Annotated in this window: 13 protein-coding genes; 5 read left to right on the top strand and 8 right to left on the bottom strand. The window is 42.3% G+C overall.

Translation table 11 applies throughout. The features are described 5' to 3' along the window. Nucleotides 1-162: 162 nt before the first annotated feature. On the top strand, nt 163-699 hold the full coding sequence (locus tag L6471_RS13915) for an LOG family protein (RefSeq protein WP_027453198.1): 537 nt from the start codon (nt 163-165) through the stop codon (nt 697-699). A gap of 90 nt (nt 700-789) precedes the next feature. Here L6471_RS13915 and L6471_RS13910 read toward each other — a convergent pair whose 3' ends face one another. The 5 genes from L6471_RS13910 to L6471_RS13890 form a co-directional block, all read right to left on the bottom strand. Next, nucleotides 790-2910 carry a S46 family peptidase gene (locus L6471_RS13910; protein ID WP_237797742.1) on the bottom strand — a complete coding sequence of 707 codons (2121 nt, stop codon included), beginning with the start codon at nt 2908-2910 and terminating at the stop codon, nt 790-792. 43 nt (nt 2911-2953) lie between these two features. Next, nucleotides 2954-4438 (bottom strand): oligosaccharide flippase family protein, encoded by a 1485-nt coding sequence (locus L6471_RS13905; RefSeq protein ID WP_237797471.1) that lies wholly within the window; start codon nt 4436-4438, stop codon nt 2954-2956. Between the two features lie 58 nt (nt 4439-4496). Continuing rightward, nucleotides 4497-5726 (bottom strand): nucleoside recognition domain-containing protein, encoded by a 1230-nt coding sequence (locus tag L6471_RS13900; protein WP_006282745.1) that lies wholly within the window; start codon nt 5724-5726, stop codon nt 4497-4499. 85 nt (nt 5727-5811) lie between these two features. Continuing rightward, nucleotides 5812-6456: a YiiX/YebB-like N1pC/P60 family cysteine hydrolase gene (locus L6471_RS13895; RefSeq protein WP_027453195.1), complete on the bottom strand. Its 645-nt coding sequence runs from the start codon at nt 6454-6456 to the stop codon at nt 5812-5814. After that, nucleotides 6457-8544: a TonB-dependent receptor plug domain-containing protein gene (locus L6471_RS13890; protein WP_237797470.1), complete on the bottom strand. Its 2088-nt coding sequence runs from the start codon at nt 8542-8544 to the stop codon at nt 6457-6459. Nucleotides 8545-8659: 115 nt separating this feature from the next. On the opposite strand from L6471_RS13890, the gene L6471_RS13885 reads away from it, so the two are divergent. From L6471_RS13885 to L6471_RS13870, 4 genes are all read left to right on the top strand, one after another. Then, nucleotides 8660-9067, top strand: a complete 408-nt coding sequence (locus tag L6471_RS13885; RefSeq protein WP_237797469.1) for a hypothetical protein — start codon at nt 8660-8662, stop codon at nt 9065-9067. 615 nt (nt 9068-9682) lie between these two features. Continuing rightward, the gene (locus L6471_RS13880) at nt 9683-11158 is read left to right on the top strand and encodes a tyrosine-type recombinase/integrase (RefSeq protein WP_223928516.1); all 1476 of its coding nucleotides are present in this window, start codon (nt 9683-9685) and stop codon (nt 11156-11158) included. Between the two features lie 35 nt (nt 11159-11193). Next, on the top strand, nt 11194-12387 hold the full coding sequence (locus L6471_RS13875) for a PDDEXK nuclease domain-containing protein (protein ID WP_223928517.1): 1194 nt from the start codon (nt 11194-11196) through the stop codon (nt 12385-12387). An 11-nt stretch (nt 12388-12398) separates the two neighbouring features. Next, nucleotides 12399-13940: an RNA-binding domain-containing protein gene (locus L6471_RS13870; RefSeq protein ID WP_237797468.1), complete on the top strand. Its 1542-nt coding sequence runs from the start codon at nt 12399-12401 to the stop codon at nt 13938-13940. 66 nt (nt 13941-14006) lie between these two features. Here L6471_RS13870 and L6471_RS13865 read toward each other — a convergent pair whose 3' ends face one another. From L6471_RS13865 to L6471_RS13855, 3 genes are read right to left on the bottom strand one after another with little or no spacing between them, the layout of a single operon-like run. Then, nucleotides 14007-14687 (bottom strand): hypothetical protein, encoded by a 681-nt coding sequence (locus L6471_RS13865; RefSeq protein ID WP_237797467.1) that lies wholly within the window; start codon nt 14685-14687, stop codon nt 14007-14009. 5 nt (nt 14688-14692) lie between these two features. Next, entirely contained in the window at nt 14693-15055 is a 363-nt protein-coding gene (locus L6471_RS13860) for a plasmid mobilization protein (protein ID WP_223928520.1), read from the bottom strand. A gap of 46 nt (nt 15056-15101) precedes the next feature. Continuing rightward, nucleotides 15102-16322: a relaxase/mobilization nuclease domain-containing protein gene (locus L6471_RS13855; RefSeq protein ID WP_143007188.1), complete on the bottom strand. Its 1221-nt coding sequence runs from the start codon at nt 16320-16322 to the stop codon at nt 15102-15104. Nucleotides 16323-16471 lie beyond the last annotated feature (149 nt).

The following is a 16471-nucleotide window of genomic DNA, read 5'->3' as shown; positions in this document are numbered from 1 at the left end:
GAGTGTATTTCCTTCGTTATAAAAACGGAACTTACAAAGTGTAAGTTTTATCGGTTGCAAAGTTACTAAAAAACATTGGAATAATTTCCAAAAGTTGAATAAATAAAAAAATATTTTCCTTTTTTGCTTTTTTCTCCTATCATATTTTTATCTTTGCATGATATGAAAATAGCAGTATATTGTTCAGCAAATCGTAATATTGACCCTGATTTCTTCACAGCAACGGATGAATTAGGTAAATGGATGGGGTCTGAAGGCCATACATTAGTTTATGGTGGTTGTAATATGGGCTTGATGGAGTGTATCGGCAAAGCTTGTAAGGAGAGTGGTGCTATGACGATTGGCGTAATACCTACGCTGATTGAGAGCACTGGTCGTACCAGTAAGTTTGTGGATGTAGAGATTCCTTGTGAGAACTTAAGTGATCGTAAGGACTTGATGCTTACACAAAGTGATATTGCTATCGCTCTTCCTGGTGGTATTGGTACGTTGGATGAAATACTTTCTATGGCAGCTTCTCATACGATAGGATATCATCAGAAAAAGGTTATCCTTTATAATTTAAAAGGCTTTTGGAACCCTTTTATTCAAGTATTGGATGATTTGCAGCAGAAAGGATTTATCCGGGGTGATTATCATGATAGCATAGAGATAGCATCTTCTCTTGAGGATATTCAGAGAATAATAGCAGATATTTAGTGTTTCATGATATCAATCAGAATTTTATATATCAAAAAAAGGCTTACTTCCAATACGGAGCAAGCCTTTTTTTGATATATAAAATTTTCTTTATTTTGCGTTGATTTCTTTAATCAGACGGTCTGCATGTCCCCATTTGTCAATCATATAGAGTACATAACGAATATCTACACCAATACATCTTGCCAAGCGGCTATCGAAATTGATATCACTGCTCAAGCTATCCCAGTTGCCATCAAAAGCCAAACCGATTAGTTCTCCTTTACCGTTAAACATAGGGCTACCAGAGTTACCACCTGTAATATCGTTATTGGTCAAGAAACAGAGTTGCATCTTACCAGTCTTTTTATCCTGATACTGGCCAAAATCTTTCTCACTCATGAGCTGCTGCATAATAGGTTCAGCCTGATAATCGAAGATTTTTTCACCTTTCTTCATCTTTTCTACGATACTTTCAGCTACAGTGTAATAACCAGAATCTTTACCGCCAAGATCAAAGCTGCTAACCTGACCATAGCTCAGACGCATGGTAAAGTTGGCATCGCTATAGTGTGGTAAATCCTGTTCCATACGAATTTTTGCAGCGCAGAGATATTTCTCCTGTTCGTCGATACTATCGTTGAGGAGACCGATACCCTCGCGAAGGTCTTCACGTATATCCATGAGGTCTTCGCCATAGATGACACCTGGATCTTTCTTATAGCTTTTGCTATTGAAGTAGATTTTGGCATCCTTTTTCATGATGATAGACTTATTATAAAGGAAGTCTACGTATTCTGTATAGTTGCCACCAAATTTTTTATCAATAGTTTGATAGAATTTAGGCAGATATTTACTGTCTACATGTTCGCGATAATTCTTAAGCAGGGTTGCGAGTACTTCTTTGTCAAGAGGTGCGTCCCAGTCATTGCTATTATCTTCAAACTGGAAGTATTGTTTTTTGGCATTATCCTTAGGACCCTTTACTTCCATACCATTGTTCAATTTCAGTGCTCTTACAGAGAACTCAACATCACTTCTGCGGCTAAAAGATTCTGACCAGTTGGTCAGTACGTATGAAATCTCCATACGTTTCTTATAGAGACGAGCCAGAAGATCGAAATCTACTTTGTGTTCTAAATCCTTAGCAGTATCTTGCCAAGCTCGTATTTTAGCTTCGAATATTTGCTTCTGATTAATCAGACCGATAGAATCGATGCATTTGTTCATACCCAGTGAGTTTTTCCAGTAATTGGCACTATGAGCGAATTTTGAATCATACTTGATACGTACACCTTCGTCAGCACGCATGTGTTTCTGCATCACTTCTTGTTTTACACCACGAACTTGAGCCATTGGTGTGTTGAGCGAATTACGGCGTTCTTGAATGCCATAGCTAGAAAGATAACGACTAGTACTACCTGGATAACCGATGGTCATGGCATAATCTTTATCCTGATAACCCTGTAGACTTACTTGTGCCCAGCGTTCAGGCTTGTAAGGTACGTTGTCTTTGCTATAGGCTGCAGGACCATTAGTTTTAGGATCTGCATAGATACGGAACACAGAAAAGTCGCAAGTTTGGCGTGGCCACATCCAGTTATCTGTTTCACCACCAAATTTACCCATACTCTTAGGTACTGTAAAGACTAATCGGAGGTCGGTGAAGTCTTGGTAGGTGGTAGCATACCATTTATTGCCCTCATAGAATGCATCGATATCAATGTGTAGGGTTGAGTCGATTTTCTTGATAGAATCTGTCATGGCATTCTGTAGAGAGTCTATAAGTAGAGCTTTCTGGTCAGAATTTAATTTGTCAATATGTTGTGCGTTGATATAGTCTGTAATGTCTTTCTGTTCTTTCATAAAACTTACAAACATATCTTTATTAGGCAATTCCTCTGCATAGCTATTGGCTACAAAACCATTAAGCATGTAGTCATGTTCTATGGTAGAATGGCTACGGATAGCTTCGAAACCACAGTGGTGGTTTGTGAAGACCAAACCATCTGGAGACACAACGACACCAGAGCAAAAGCCCGAAAAGTTAACTACTGCATTTTTAAGTGAATTCTTACTATTATACAAATCGTTATAAGGCATAGTGAAGCCTTCTGCCTGCATAGTCTCATACACTTGTTGAGGCAGGTCGTAAAGAGTCCACATACCTTCGTCTGCATGAACTGCAGGTATGGATGCTGCTACGAGGAGAGACATTGTCAGTCCCTTCATCATTAATTTTTTCATCTCTCGTTATAATTTGTTTTGATTAATATTATTTTTTGATTTTTTTTATAATAGGTCCCAATGGAAGATCTCTCTTCACAATGAGAGCAATAAAAAGCATAATCAGTATAGTGTTGATAGCTAATGCAGCTATCATTGGAAGATAGTTATTGGTTGCAGATATAGCTCCAAAAAAGATAAGGGTTACACCAGCATAAAGTGCGATATCTTTTAATGGATATTTAATTGGATAATATTTCTGACCAAAGATATAGCTGATAATCATACTTATGGCATAGGATATAAATCCTGCCCATGCACAAGCCCAATAGCTGAATCTTGGAATAAGTAGAATATCTACTACAATCAGAATGACAGCTCCAATACCTGAAAAGTATGCTCCCCAAATCGTTTTGTCGATGAGTTTGTACCAGAAACTTAGGTTGAAGAAGATGCCAAACATGATTTCTGCAGCCATGACGATAGGTACAATTTCCAATCCATCCCAATAACTTTTTCCTACGATGTAGCGTAAAATATCCATATAGCCCATAACACAGAGAAAAGCTAATAGGGTAAAGATAATATAGTATTTCATGGCAGAAGCATAGGTGTCCTTATTATCTTTGTCTTTAGATTTACCGAATACAAATGGTTCATAAGCATAACGGAATGCTTGGGTTATCATAACCATAATCATGGCAATTTTGATGCAGGCGCCATAGATACCAAGTTGTACTCGGGCATCTGCCGCATTACCGTCATATACGTAAGGGAATATAATTTGTGACGCACATTGGTTAAGTTGGCCAGCTAATCCCATTACGAGTAAAGGCCATGTATAATTGAGCATGCGCTTGCATGTAGCTGCATCAAATGGGTTCTTGATTTCTTTTAATTCTCGTCCCAGCATAAGCAATACGATAGTAGAGCAAGCTAGGTTGATATAGAACACCCATACTACATCGAGAGTAAAGTTGGCATCATAGATACCAAATAAATTCCACTTGAAGTATGGTAGAATGATGAGATAGAGTAAATTGAAAGTTATATTTAACGTGATATTTAGTACTTTCAATGTTGCAAATTTCATAGGGCGATGTGCATATCTCAGATAAGCAAATGGGATAGCGGTAAAGGCATCGATAGCCACAGTGACATACATTACCAAAATGTATTCTGGATGATCTGTGTATCCTAGCCACCCTGCTATTTGCTGATTGAAGAGAATGATAATAGCTGCAAAGAGAATGGAAGTCGTAGCCACCATTTTCAGCGTTGTGGCATATACTTTTTTAGGTTCTTCACCATCTTTACTCATAAAACGGAAGAATGTGGTTTCCATTCCATAGGTCAGAATGATGATAAGTAGAGCTACATAGGCATATACGTTAGTAATAATACCATATTGTCCGCCAGCAGCATTAAATTTTGCGGTCTGAATCGGAACGAGCAGATAGTTGATAAATCGTGCCATAATGCTGCTTAATCCGTAGATAGCAGTATCCTTCGCTAAAGATTTTAAATTTGCCATTTATTTTATTGTTATTTTTATCTTATTTTTTTTTGTGCTTCTTTACGATGAATACCTTTTATGCAAAGAAAAGGTAGGCAATAAAGATTGCTGCTATGACACCTGCCAAATCAGCCAGCAGTCCACAAGCTACGGCATGGCGGGTATACTTGATATTGACACTACCAAAGTATACAGCCAATATATAGAACGTTGTGTCTGTTGATCCTTGAAAAATGCAACTCAATCGACCGATAAAACTATCCGGTCCGTAATTTTTCATAGCTTCTAACATTAATCCACGAGCACCGCTTCCAGAGAGTGGTTTCATGAATGCAGTAGGTAAAGCACCTACGAAATCGGTATTTAGCCCGCATTGTTCGATGCACCAAGCTATACCGTTAATCAGCATGTCCATAGCTCCAGAAGCGCGGAATACACCTATGCCTACAAGGATAGCAACTAGATACGGAATAATTTTCACAGCAGTGGTGAAACCTTCTTTTGCTCCTTCAATAAATGCATCGTATACATTGATTTTCTTCCATACACCAGCAAGGATAAAACTCAAAATAATACCTAATAAAATGAGGTTGCTGGCTAAACTGGTTACTTGGCCCATAGTGTCCTTATCCATTTGCCCGAATGCCCAGATGATGATACCTACAAAAGCGATGATACTGCCTAATGTGGCTAATAATACGGGTTGTAAGATATTAATTTTCTGCCATAGTGCGGTAATGATGATACCTGCTATGGTTGCTACGGCTGTAGCTAATAGAATAGGGATGAATACGTCGGTGGGGGTTGCTGCTCCATAAGAAGCACGGAAAGCAAGAATGGTAGTTGGAATAATGGTAAGTCCACTGGTATTGAGTACCAGAAACATAATCATAGGGTTGGTTGCGGTATCTTTCTGGTTATTAAGCTCTTGCATCTGGCTCATAGCCTTAAGTCCTGTAGGCGTAGCAGCATTATCAAGTCCAAGCATGTTTGATGCTATATTCATAAAGATACTGCCCATCACGGGATGGTTTTTCGGAATATCTGGAAATAGCTTTGAGAAAACAGGACTAAGTATACGTGCCAGTACATTTACAACTCCTGCTTTTTCTCCTATCTTCATGATGCCTAGCCATAAGGCAAGTACACCGGTAAGGCCGAGTGAAATCTCGAAGGCATTCTTAGAACTATCGAAAGTTGAATCGACAATTTTTTGGAAGATAGTTGTGTCTCCCATCAAAAGACCGATAATCGCAAAAATAAATGCGATAACGAAAAAAGCTATCCAGATATAATTTAGTACCATAGTGGTTGCAAAAATACGAAAAATAATGAATAATACCATCATTTACAGTGATTTATTCATTTTTTGCATGTTTTGCTTGTCCATCTTATAGTATCATTCCGATGATTTTTACTTTTTGATTTCGGGATAGATCACCAGGATTGCTTCCTGGGGCTCCTTCTGGTACTTCTTTGCCTACTTTGTGATAGTATTCTTTCCAATAATTGGTAATTTTACCGGTCTTATCGTGAAAACTCATTGGGATGGGCTCAAAAAGAAGGTGTCCTTGTTTGTCTTGGTAGCATAGTTGAACGAGCTCACTACAATAGATTGCACTGTCGTTGGGTTCAAAATAGAAATCATAGGGCTTTCCGATATATCTTTTGGCCTTGTCTATCGATGTCTTGATGTCCCATTTTGAATGGATTCTGCCGACATAAATATGCTCTTTTCGGCGATTTAATCGATTAAAAGTGCTGTCAATTGGCTGAAAGATAACTCCCTTGTGGGTAGCTTCTAGTATATATGGTTTACCTTGATTCTTTACGACTATAGACACATGACTAATGAGTGTGCCCTGAAAACCATTTGTAACATCAGTTATTGGATTGTCTGTTGCTGATGCATAAAAGAGCAAATCGCCTTCTTGGAGTTGTTCGGCAGTGTATATGCTCTGGCTATATGTGGGTTGCTGTGCGTAGCCTATGAGGGCTACACACAGCAAAATACAGTTTACTATAATTTTTTCCATTTATAGGGTAATGTTAATTTTTGCACCAGCAATAAACCAGAAACCTGGTTGTTTCAGACTTCCAAAGTCTACATAGCGATGCGAAATGAGGTTGTTCCCTTCAATATAGAGACTGTAGGTAGGCTTATTCCATGATAGACGAGCATCCAAAATGCTGTATGGCGAATATTTCTTCAGGATATTTGTCTTGGTCGTTTGGTCATAACCTGTAGCATACCTTCCATTTCTCTTTTGAAATCGGTAGTTGATGCCTAAATCCAGGTCTTTCCAAAGATTCATCTGCAGGTTGGCTACAAGTTTATGTTTCAGATACTCTAAAACATAGCGACTTGTAATGCCTTCATATTGCTTCTGATTTTGGTTCAAATAAGCATATTGTAGGCTGAATGTTTTCAGTATATGTTGGGTTGGCAAAATCTCTCTAAAGTTGAAAGTAAGGTTTGCCTCTACGCCAAAAGCGTTGATTTTTCCGAAATTTGTAGTCGTTAATACTGCAGAATCGGCCTTTTCATCGATAATCCAGTCAATCAGATTCTTATAGTGATTATAGAAAACACTAGCAGATGCTTGAAGGGCATTACCATTATATTTGGTACCAAACTCTAGGGCTGTTAATTCTTCTGGTTCCAGATTTTTATTGGCATTATAGCCTTTACTGTTGTAATAGAGCTCTGTAACCGAAGGCATACGCAATGAAGAATTATATGAAGCGTATATTTTCCAGTGCTCGCCAAATCGGTAATTGGCATCAATACCTGGATATACGCGCATATTCATTTCAGACCAGCTATTTTTAACAGCAGTTAGACCCAAAGATAGGGTAAAGTTGTGGAGTAGAATATTATGCTCGAGTACAAACTGAATGTTAGTTCTGTTGATACCGTTAGTATAGTTGCGGTCAGTACCAGCAATATGATGTACTCGGGATAGTTTTTCACCAAGATTTCCACTTACCAAATCTTCCTCGCGTATCTCAGCACCAAATGCAGTTCTACCAGCTCCCCAGTCAAAATAGCCGTTCAGATTTACGCCGAAAACATCGGTGCGATGATAATTATATGGATAGGCATCAGGATTATCGTGGAAAAGCTCAAAACGGTCCATATTTCTATTCCAGTAAATCAATGGATGGAAATGAAAGTTACCCGTTTTGTTTTCGGCTTGAATAGACGTGTAAGTTTTTGTAGTACGCTCGTACTGCTCATCAGAGTAGTTACTGTAGAAGGTATTACTTCCATACCCCTTTGTGCTTAGTCCTGCATGCCATCTTACGATAACTTGTTCGTCCTCATATCCTCCCTGATAGAAAGCCTTACCACCATTGAAATTCATGTTGAGATTGCCTGCATTGCTTCTGCTATAGCCATCACTCCGAGTAAAATTACCAGAAAAAGAGTGATTCCATCGGCCGTAATTTAGTTTCAGACGTGCTCCCATCTTGCCATAACCATAGCTTCCGCCTTCTGCGTATGCAGAAACCGAAGATGCGTCATGCTGTTTGGTTACAATGTTGATAGCTCCAAGGAGAGATGAAGTTCCATAAACACGAGCAGCAGGTCCTTCTAGAACTTCGATGCGTTCGATATCACTAATATCACATGGGAAATCGAAAGCGTTATGACCTGTCTGTGGGTCGTTAATGTTGACCCCGTTGAGGAGAACTGTAATCTGCTCATAGTTGCCACCTCTGATGCTGACATCTGTTTGGGCTCCGATAGGACCGCGCTGTCTTACATCTACGCTGGCTACGTATTTCAGCAGATCGTTAATACTTTGTACTGGAGCAGTCGCAATTTCTTCGCGACTCAGTACAGTTACCATTCTCGCTTGCTGACTCATGGTCAGTGGCGCTCTTGATGCAGTGACATTCACTTCATCAAGCTGCAGTACCTTCTGGTTGGTCACAGAGTCTACCTCTGCGAACTCTACCTTAGTACTCAGGCCTTCAGCTTTGGCATGACTTAGTGTAGCAACACTAAGAGTGCCTACAAGAACTTCTTTTCCCAAAACAGAGAAAAGAGAGTAGCCCTTGTTAGAGAAGCGTTTAAACTTCAGGCTGGAGCGCTTGTTTAAAATTGGTTTGTACATTTTGGTTAATTAATAATTATATTCTGCATTTATCGCAAAACGGTTACAAAGGTATGAAAAATAGTACAATTTTGAATAAAATTATTCAAAATTGTACTAAAAAATTATTTATGCAATGTTTTTACTGTCTTTTCTTCTGCTACTTTCGGTATTGTTCAGCATACCGTTGAGTACGAAGGCGACTATCGTTGGTGATCCTGGTGTTTTTAACTTTTCTCCATTTTACGATCCTGCATCAGGTGTCATCGGTCTATCACTTACGTTTTTCCCTTCTGAAGAGGGAGACACGGTTTACATTCCTGATTATATCTATGAGAATAATCAGTACAAGTATGTAGTTTGCATTAACACGGGCGCATTTTTTGACTGCCATGCAAAATACATTCGTCTGCCAAATAATAGATGTTTCCGACTACGACGATTGGCTGGACTAACAAATGATACCGAGCATGTCAAAAAACTGCGCGAATGGATTAAGCGCAATCCCAAACGTGCGAAAGAATTAGGTTATACCAATATGTAAAAAGACGATATGCCAGACGGCAAATGACATTAATATCGTACATACATAATTATTTATAACAAAGAAAGGGCAAAACTTCAATATGGGTTTTGTCCTTTCCTTTTTTGCTATTTATATTTCATGTAAGTTTTCTGCGGCTTTCTCATGGGTAGTGAACGCCTTTTTCAAACGTTCGTATTCACCCATACCTCCCTTGTAATGGCTTTGGATTTATCCACTAAACGTCATTCTTCGAAAACATATTTTTCGGACTGAGGCACTCTGACTTCTAACAAAAATGTATCATAGATTCTCTATGCAACTATGTTGCATAAAAGGGAAGACAGAAATAAAAATGTTTATGCAGACATAAAAAAGGAGTTACGCAAATTGCGTAACTCCTTGATTTTCAGTGTGGACCAGCTAGGGCTTGAACCTAGGACCTCCAGATTATGAGTTTGGGAGGATGATATTTAATGATTTTTAGCTAAAATAATTCGTGTTGATTATCAATGAGTTAGTAATTTTGTGATTGTTAAAGATAGGCTATTAAACCCTATATCAAACTTAATTTGTTTTCCCATTGTTTTCCCGGTTTTCCGGGAAAACATCGGGAAAACACAGATAGACTACAGTATGGGAGACAAGAAATTACAGACCACATTCCGTACAATGAGATACGGAGCCTGCACATTCTCGCTTATCCTCGATAAGCGCCATCCGAAGGTGAAGAAGGACACCTTCCCAGTAGCCATGCGCTATACGATAGACCGGAAGTCATGGTATCATTACATTGAGGGGGAGTATACGGAGCGTGACTTTTCACGCATTTGTACGCTTAATGCCCGATCGGTTCGGTCGGATGCCTACGAGAAGAAGTTGGAGTTTGACAGACTGTTCGACAAGTATAGTGGCATCATCTCGAAGCTTGGCAATAATCTGTCGTTAGACCGTATCAAAATGGTAATCCTTGGCGTAGGTACGCACAAGGAGGCTACCTTCATGAGTGTATGGGAAGATATGATCCATAAACTCAAGACAGAGAATGACGGAGCCCGTTGCACGACGGCTGAGTCGTATGAGTACGCTTTGCGTTCATTCCGGAAGATTATGTGGAAGCACCCTATAACTGGGTTCAAGATAGGGAAGGAGGAGATAGAGCAGTGGAGTGACGGGATGAAGAATGGGGTAAAGGATGCCCAGGGAGAGACTGCCGGCAAGATCAGTGATACAACTCGCGGCATCTATCTGCGCTGCTGCCGTGCAGTCTGGAACGAGTGCGTACGGCAAGGGTACCTTGTCAACAAGGAATATCCTTTCTCCAATATCCGACAGAAGGATCTTGTGGCTATTCCTAACGGGAAGACGCGCAAGGACCGTTATCTGACGGTTGAGCAGATGACACGGCTCTATCAGGTGTTCATCAACAATGAAAAGTCAGATAGCTGGAAGAGTGGCTATGCAGAGAAAGCTCACCGCTCGCTCGGGTTGTTCCTGGTCCAGTATCTCTGCAATGGCTTCAACCTTGTGGATGCCAGTGAACTGCGTTATAATTCCTATTACTTCAATTCTGAGCGAAGAGCGTTTAAGTTCAACCGCATCAAGACTACGAACAGGAGTGAGAGTGGATCAGAGGTCATCATCCCTATCATCCCGGCTCTTCAGCGTATCTTGGACGACATCGCTGCAAAACCCAAGTTGAATGCTCTCGTCTTCCCTTATATCCTTGATGGGGCAACAACGAAAGCGGAGAAGCGCGTGCGCACGTCAGCAGAGAACTCCAACATTCAGGACCGTGTCATCAAGATCTGTCAGGATGTGCTTCATTGGGAAGTAAGGCCTTCGGGTACCTGGTGCCGCCATTCCTTTGCCACCAATCTTCGTAATGCCGGTGTGGACATCAATTACATCTCTGAGAGTATGGGGCATAGTTCGAGTGACCATTCCATCACGGAACTCTACATAGACCACTATCCCTTGGAAAAGCAGATGGAATACAACTCTCTGTTGCTCAACCTTGAAGGGAAGAAGACCAAGCATGAGCTGCTCGTAGAGCAGTTGTCATCGATGTCAACAGAAGAATTGGCAGCATTGCTTGCGCAATCAAAATAAATGCCTTATATTTGTAGCCACAACAGAAAACGCCTATGGACAGTAATAAACCACATTTCGTTTCATCCGCATTCAAGAAGGATGAGGAGTATATACATTGGCTCCAGAAAGTCAAAGAGCAATATCGCAGCAGTCAGGCAAAGGCAGCTATGAGGGTTAACGATGCCATGATCGAGTTCTATTGGAAGCTCGGTCATGACATTGTGGATCTGAAGGCTGAATCCAAGTGGGGGACTGGAGTGATAGAACAACTGAGCCTGGATATGAAGACTGCTTTTCCAGATGTAAGAGGATTCTCAACTACAAATCTGTGGTATGTCAAGCAATGGTATGTATTCTACAGTAAGCAGTATTCAAAAATGCAACGGGCTGTTGCAGAATTACAAAAACTAATAAAACTCCCACAAGTTGTGGGAGAATTATTCGGTAAAGAAAAACTGCCACAACTTGTAGCAGAAGTAGGACAGTCGCCAAAAGTCCCACAAGCTGCGGGAGTTTTGGCCTATCCACGTTTCTTCAGTCTCGTTCCTTGGGGACATCATCGTCTCATCATCAATAAGTGCAAAGATATTGACGAAGCTATCTTCTATCTCCTTAAGGACATTGATGGTCATTGGAGCCGCAGTGTTCTTGAAGACTTCATCGCAGAGGGCCTATATCAAGCGCAGGGTAGTTTGCCATCCAACTTCGATACAACCTTGCCCGAGGACTATAGCGCGAAGGTGAAGGAAGTGTTGAAGGATCCTTATGACTTCGGTTTCTTGAAGATGCCTCTCAAATATCAGGAGCGTGACCTTGAGGATGCACTCACTCACAATATCACCCGCTTCCTCCTGGAACTTGGCAAAGGTTTTACTTTCTATGGCAGGCAGGTGGAACTGGTTGTGTCTGGCACGTCTTACTTCCTCGATATGCTGTTCTATCATGTTCGGTTGAAGTGCTACGTGGTAGTGGAGTTGAAGGTCACCGATTTCAAGCCGGAATATGTGGGCAAACTTAACTTCTATGTCACTGCCGTAGACCGTTTACTGAAACAGGACGACGATAAGCCGACAATCGGTCTCTTGATTTGCAAGTCGAAGGACAACACAAAGGTGGAATGGTCATTCGATGGGCTGAACAAACCTATCGGTGTTGCCGCTTACGACCTGAAGCGCTTCCTGCCAACCTCTGAGGAGATGGAATCACAGATCCGTCTGATGATGGATGAGCACGACAATAATACGTAAATAACCGTTTTATGAGCAATAAGAAATTCATCGCAGAATGCACAACATATGACTTCAAGCAAGCATTGGAGCGTAGAAAGGTTAAATCATGGCTGAAGTCAGTCTCCGCTTTCGCCAATACCGAGGGAGGCAGTCTGTTCTTTGGCGTTGCTGATGATGGTAGCGTCATCGGGTTGGATGATGTCCAGTCGGATGCAGAATTCATCAGCGAGATCATCAAGACGAGAATCGATCCTATTCCGGATATGGTTCTGACGCCATTTGAGCGCGAAGGCAAGCACTTGCTTGAGGTTGCCATTAAACCGGGACAGACGACACCTTATTATTACTACGAGAACGGTGCACGTACAGCTTTTGTGCGGGTTGGCAACGAGAGCGTAGAGTGTAATAGCCAGCAGCTATTGTCTTTGGTGCTGCGTGGCTCCGGTCATACTTGGGATAGCCTGAAAAGCCAGGAACATGCCGACAAGTATTCGTTCCGTATGCTTGCCAATACCTATGAGAAGCGGACACATCAGCAGTGGAATGACAAGTTGATTGAGTCTTTCGGTCTTGTCACTTCTGATGGGTACCTGACTAATGCTGGGTTATTATTTGCCGATAATTGTCCTGTCTACCAGTCGCGTTCCTTCTGTACGCGTTGGACAGGCCTGCAGAAAGATGATGCCATCAACGATTCAGAGTATCAGGGCAATCTCATCTATCTCCTTGAAATGACCACAAGCTTCATCAGAGCTAACACGGCAACGCGATGGTATAAGTTGCCTACGCACCGGATGAATATACCGGAATATTCTGACCGTGCCATATTGGAGGCAGTCGTTAACCATCTTATTCATCGTGACTATATCGTGATGGGAAGCGAGCTGCATGTGGATATCTACGACAATCGTATAGAGTTCTACACCCCGGGCGGAATGTATGATGGTGGCCAGCCTATCCAGAATCGTGATATCGACACCGTACCATCGCGTCGTCGTAACCCCGTCATTGCAGATGTCTTTGCCCAATTGGACTACATGGAGAAGCGTGGCTCTGGTCTTAAGAAAATGCAGAATCTGGAGTCGACACTTCCTACGTACAAAGGAGTACTGACGCCAACGTTCCGCAGTGACCCTCATGCATTCTTCACGACCTTCAGGAACATGAACTATGGTCTTACGGATGACGATTTCCTGCAGATTATTGGTGACCATGGGGAAGGTGTCATAGGGGTAGGTATACCAAAAACTACCCCCAAAGGTATACTAAAAGGAGAAAGTTCACCAGAAACCAGCTCTAAAGGTATACCAAAACAAGGTATACCAAAAGGAAAGGCTATACTAAAACGAGGTATACTAAAACCATTGGGTAAAACTGCTCAACTGATTATAGATATGATGGTCTCTGATCCAACATCAACTACGGAAGACTTTGCAGCTGCTGCTCATGTTTCAATTCCTGCTATCAAGAAGCATCTAAAGAATTTAACAGAAAAAGGAATCATAACCCGAGTTGGGGCTGCTCGTGGTGGTTTCTGGAAAGTCTTGAATCCGAATAAGGATCAATCATAGCTTGCTACTACTATTAGGGCAAGAGCCCGCAAGCTATCTAATCGAATGCTTGCGGGCTCTGTCATCTTAGTCGTTGTTCTCCTGGCGCTCCTTCCAGCGGCGGAAGGTGTTGGGATTGTTCTGTCTCATGTATATGCCGAAGGCAGCAGCATCCTTATTGGTTTTCTCCCGCTGATCAGCTTCCTGACAGCGCTCCTCATACTCTGCAGCCTTGTCAGCATATTCGTTAGCTTTTACTATTCCTCCAATAACTGCTGTGACTGCTATGATGACAATCAATACAAGTGTCAGAATATAGTAGACACGGTTCTTGTAGAATGAATTGAGCAGTTTGGCATGCTCGTCACAGAGGAACGCTTCCACTTTGTCAGGGATCTTGCTTAGCAGTTTCTTAATCCATGTCGCCAAATCCTTCTTGAACTCTTCCAACATATAAGTGTTGGCATGGATACAGTCCATGAGATCCTTCCGTCCCTCACGGTCTGCGAAGTCCTTGGGAGTGCCATCCTCATTGAGGTAGACATTGCAGAGCTCTGCTGAGAGGTCAAACATCCTGTCTGAGCTCTCCTTGTTCTCTTGAGCACTCTTCTCCATGGACTTGGCTGATTCTGCCATGGACTTGACGATCTTGTCAAGATCGGCCTTGGTGATGTTTCCTACCATACCGGTCATATCCTTTCCCGGCTTGTCTGCAACTGGGTTAGAGACATAGTCTCCGAGTCCCTTCTTCTTGTTGTTGAAATCCATACTCTTCATGATTTATCGAGGTTAGACTTAAGTTGTTTGATGTCGGTGATCAGTGACATTGCCTTGGCAATGTCGCTCTTGTTAGAGCCATTGGTATTCATGTGCCGCACCAATTGGTTAAGGTTGTTGCCCAGGTTGGTGAGCGTCTGACGGTAGCTGCGGGTGTCGGGACTGAGGTCTCTGACCTTCCGTCCAAGGATAACCTGACGGCAGTAAGCCGATGGCTTGTGTCCTTTCAGCGCTGCGTTGTTCGCAACCTGCTTCATCTGCTCTTCTGTCAAGCGGATGGTGATACGGCAAGGCATGGTCATCTTTGGCTCCACTGCCTTTACCTGCTGTTTTGATTTTGTTGTTGTCTTCTTTCTCATAGTGAAATGTGTTATTGAATATTTCAATTTAAGGACGAATTTGTTATTAGTAGCCGTAATAGCCGGATTCCAAGCGCCACTTCTCATCGAGATCGTCACTGCTTCCGTGATGCCCTCCGACTTCATGTTCCCGGTTTTGACCATGAGCAGCACCTCCTGAGGCATTGAGAATACCAGAGCCTTTTCGGCCATAGGAAGTCTTTGCGGTTTTGGTCGCCTTGGAATTGCCTGTAGTTCGCTTGACTGTCTTCCTACTCGTTGTAGCAGCCTTTGCTTCCGCAGCCTTGCGTTCTTTCTCTACCTTGGCTTTGAGTTCCTGATACTTCTTGGTGCCGACCTTATCAATGCGCTCCTTAACTGTCACGTTGACATTCAGTCTTTGGAGTAGTAGCAGATCTACGCCGAGTTCCTTCTCGATGGAGTAGGTACGAGTTTTATCGTCGTCCTCGTCGAAAATCTCGGCATACAGACACTGCTCATACGGATCGCGATAGAGGCTAATGCCTTCTGAGACTAGCCGACTGAGGAAGTTGGCATCGGTGGTAGTCTTGTCCTGTGCCAGTTTCTCAATCATGTACTTGCACCTCTGCTTGCGCTGCTGTGCCCTGATGGCTCTGCGCTGCCGCTCCTTTAATTCACCCGGATCTTTCTCTACACGTGTATAGGTGCGTTTCTTATTCTGCTCTTTGCATGACAGATGTCTCTCATCCGCATCGGAAGGTAGAGGATCTTCCTTCCTTGTTCCGACAGCCTTCTGATGTTGCCGTTCCAGATACAAGGCACGGGGTGCTGCCTCGAGTCCATATTCCTCACTGACCTTGGCTGCCGCGCGAACAGCATTCTTCTTGATGAAAGAATCACGTAGTCGTCTGCCATCGACCGTCGTTGTGAGGATAGCAATGTGAAAGTGCTCGTTGTCTGTGTTCTCATGATGGGCTACGACAAACGGACAGTCAAAGACATTGTTTCCCCTTTGGTCAAGCTCGCGCATGAAGGCATCTATCACATTGCGTTCGAACTCCACGCGGTCAGCCGGATTGTCAATACTTCTTATCTTCTCCGTGTCACCGTTACTCATCGAGATAATGATGTGGTAGCACATCGGTGAGTACTTATTGGCTATTGCCAGCCAATCATCAGCCATCTCCTTAGGCGTCTGTCCTTCGAGAGTCTCATTGAGGTAGAATACTTCACCTCCCTTCTCCGAATTTTGTCCGTAGCTGAGCGTGTAGGTCACGTTGTCTGATCGTAATACTTTTGCTATCATCTTAGATATATCTTTGTTGTTAATGTCAGACATTTCCCGCAAAGGAAGTCGAAGCTTAGCGAAGACTTCCCGGGTCTCGGGGTTTCCCTGAGCAAGGGTGGCTTGGCGGACAATCTCGGAGAGTTGTCAGACAAAGCCACATCTTGCAC

Origin of the sequence: Segatella bryantii, assembly GCF_022024215.1 — a bacterium.
In the GTDB taxonomy this organism is placed as follows: Bacteria; Bacteroidota; Bacteroidia; order Bacteroidales; family Bacteroidaceae; genus Prevotella; species Prevotella bryantii.
This window is presented reverse-complemented; position numbering and strand designations above follow the sequence as displayed.

Excerpts from the sequence above, each read along its gene's own strand:
- L6471_RS13915 (WP_027453198.1), top strand. The coding sequence starts at position 163 with ATGAAAATAGCAGTATATTGTTCAGCAAATCGTAATATTGACCCTGAT.
- L6471_RS13910 (WP_237797742.1), bottom strand. The coding sequence starts at position 2,910 with ATGAAGGGACTGACAATGTCTCTCCTCGTAGCAGCATCCATACCTGCA.
- L6471_RS13905 (WP_237797471.1), bottom strand. The coding sequence starts at position 4,438 with ATGGCAAATTTAAAATCTTTAGCGAAGGATACTGCTATCTACGGATTA.
- L6471_RS13900 (WP_006282745.1), bottom strand. The coding sequence starts at position 5,726 with ATGGTACTAAATTATATCTGGATAGCTTTTTTCGTTATCGCATTTATT.
- L6471_RS13895 (WP_027453195.1), bottom strand. The coding sequence starts at position 6,456 with ATGGAAAAAATTATAGTAAACTGTATTTTGCTGTGTGTAGCCCTCATA.
- L6471_RS13890 (WP_237797470.1), bottom strand. The coding sequence starts at position 8,544 with ATGTACAAACCAATTTTAAACAAGCGCTCCAGCCTGAAGTTTAAACGC.
- L6471_RS13885 (WP_237797469.1), top strand. The coding sequence starts at position 8,660 with ATGTTTTTACTGTCTTTTCTTCTGCTACTTTCGGTATTGTTCAGCATA.
- L6471_RS13880 (WP_223928516.1), top strand. The coding sequence starts at position 9,683 with ATGGGAGACAAGAAATTACAGACCACATTCCGTACAATGAGATACGGA.
- L6471_RS13875 (WP_223928517.1), top strand. The coding sequence starts at position 11,194 with ATGGACAGTAATAAACCACATTTCGTTTCATCCGCATTCAAGAAGGAT.
- L6471_RS13870 (WP_237797468.1), top strand. The coding sequence starts at position 12,399 with ATGAGCAATAAGAAATTCATCGCAGAATGCACAACATATGACTTCAAG.
- L6471_RS13865 (WP_237797467.1), bottom strand. The coding sequence starts at position 14,687 with ATGGATTTCAACAACAAGAAGAAGGGACTCGGAGACTATGTCTCTAAC.
- L6471_RS13860 (WP_223928520.1), bottom strand. The coding sequence starts at position 15,055 with ATGAGAAAGAAGACAACAACAAAATCAAAACAGCAGGTAAAGGCAGTG.
- L6471_RS13855 (WP_143007188.1), bottom strand. The coding sequence starts at position 16,322 with ATGATAGCAAAAGTATTACGATCAGACAACGTGACCTACACGCTCAGC.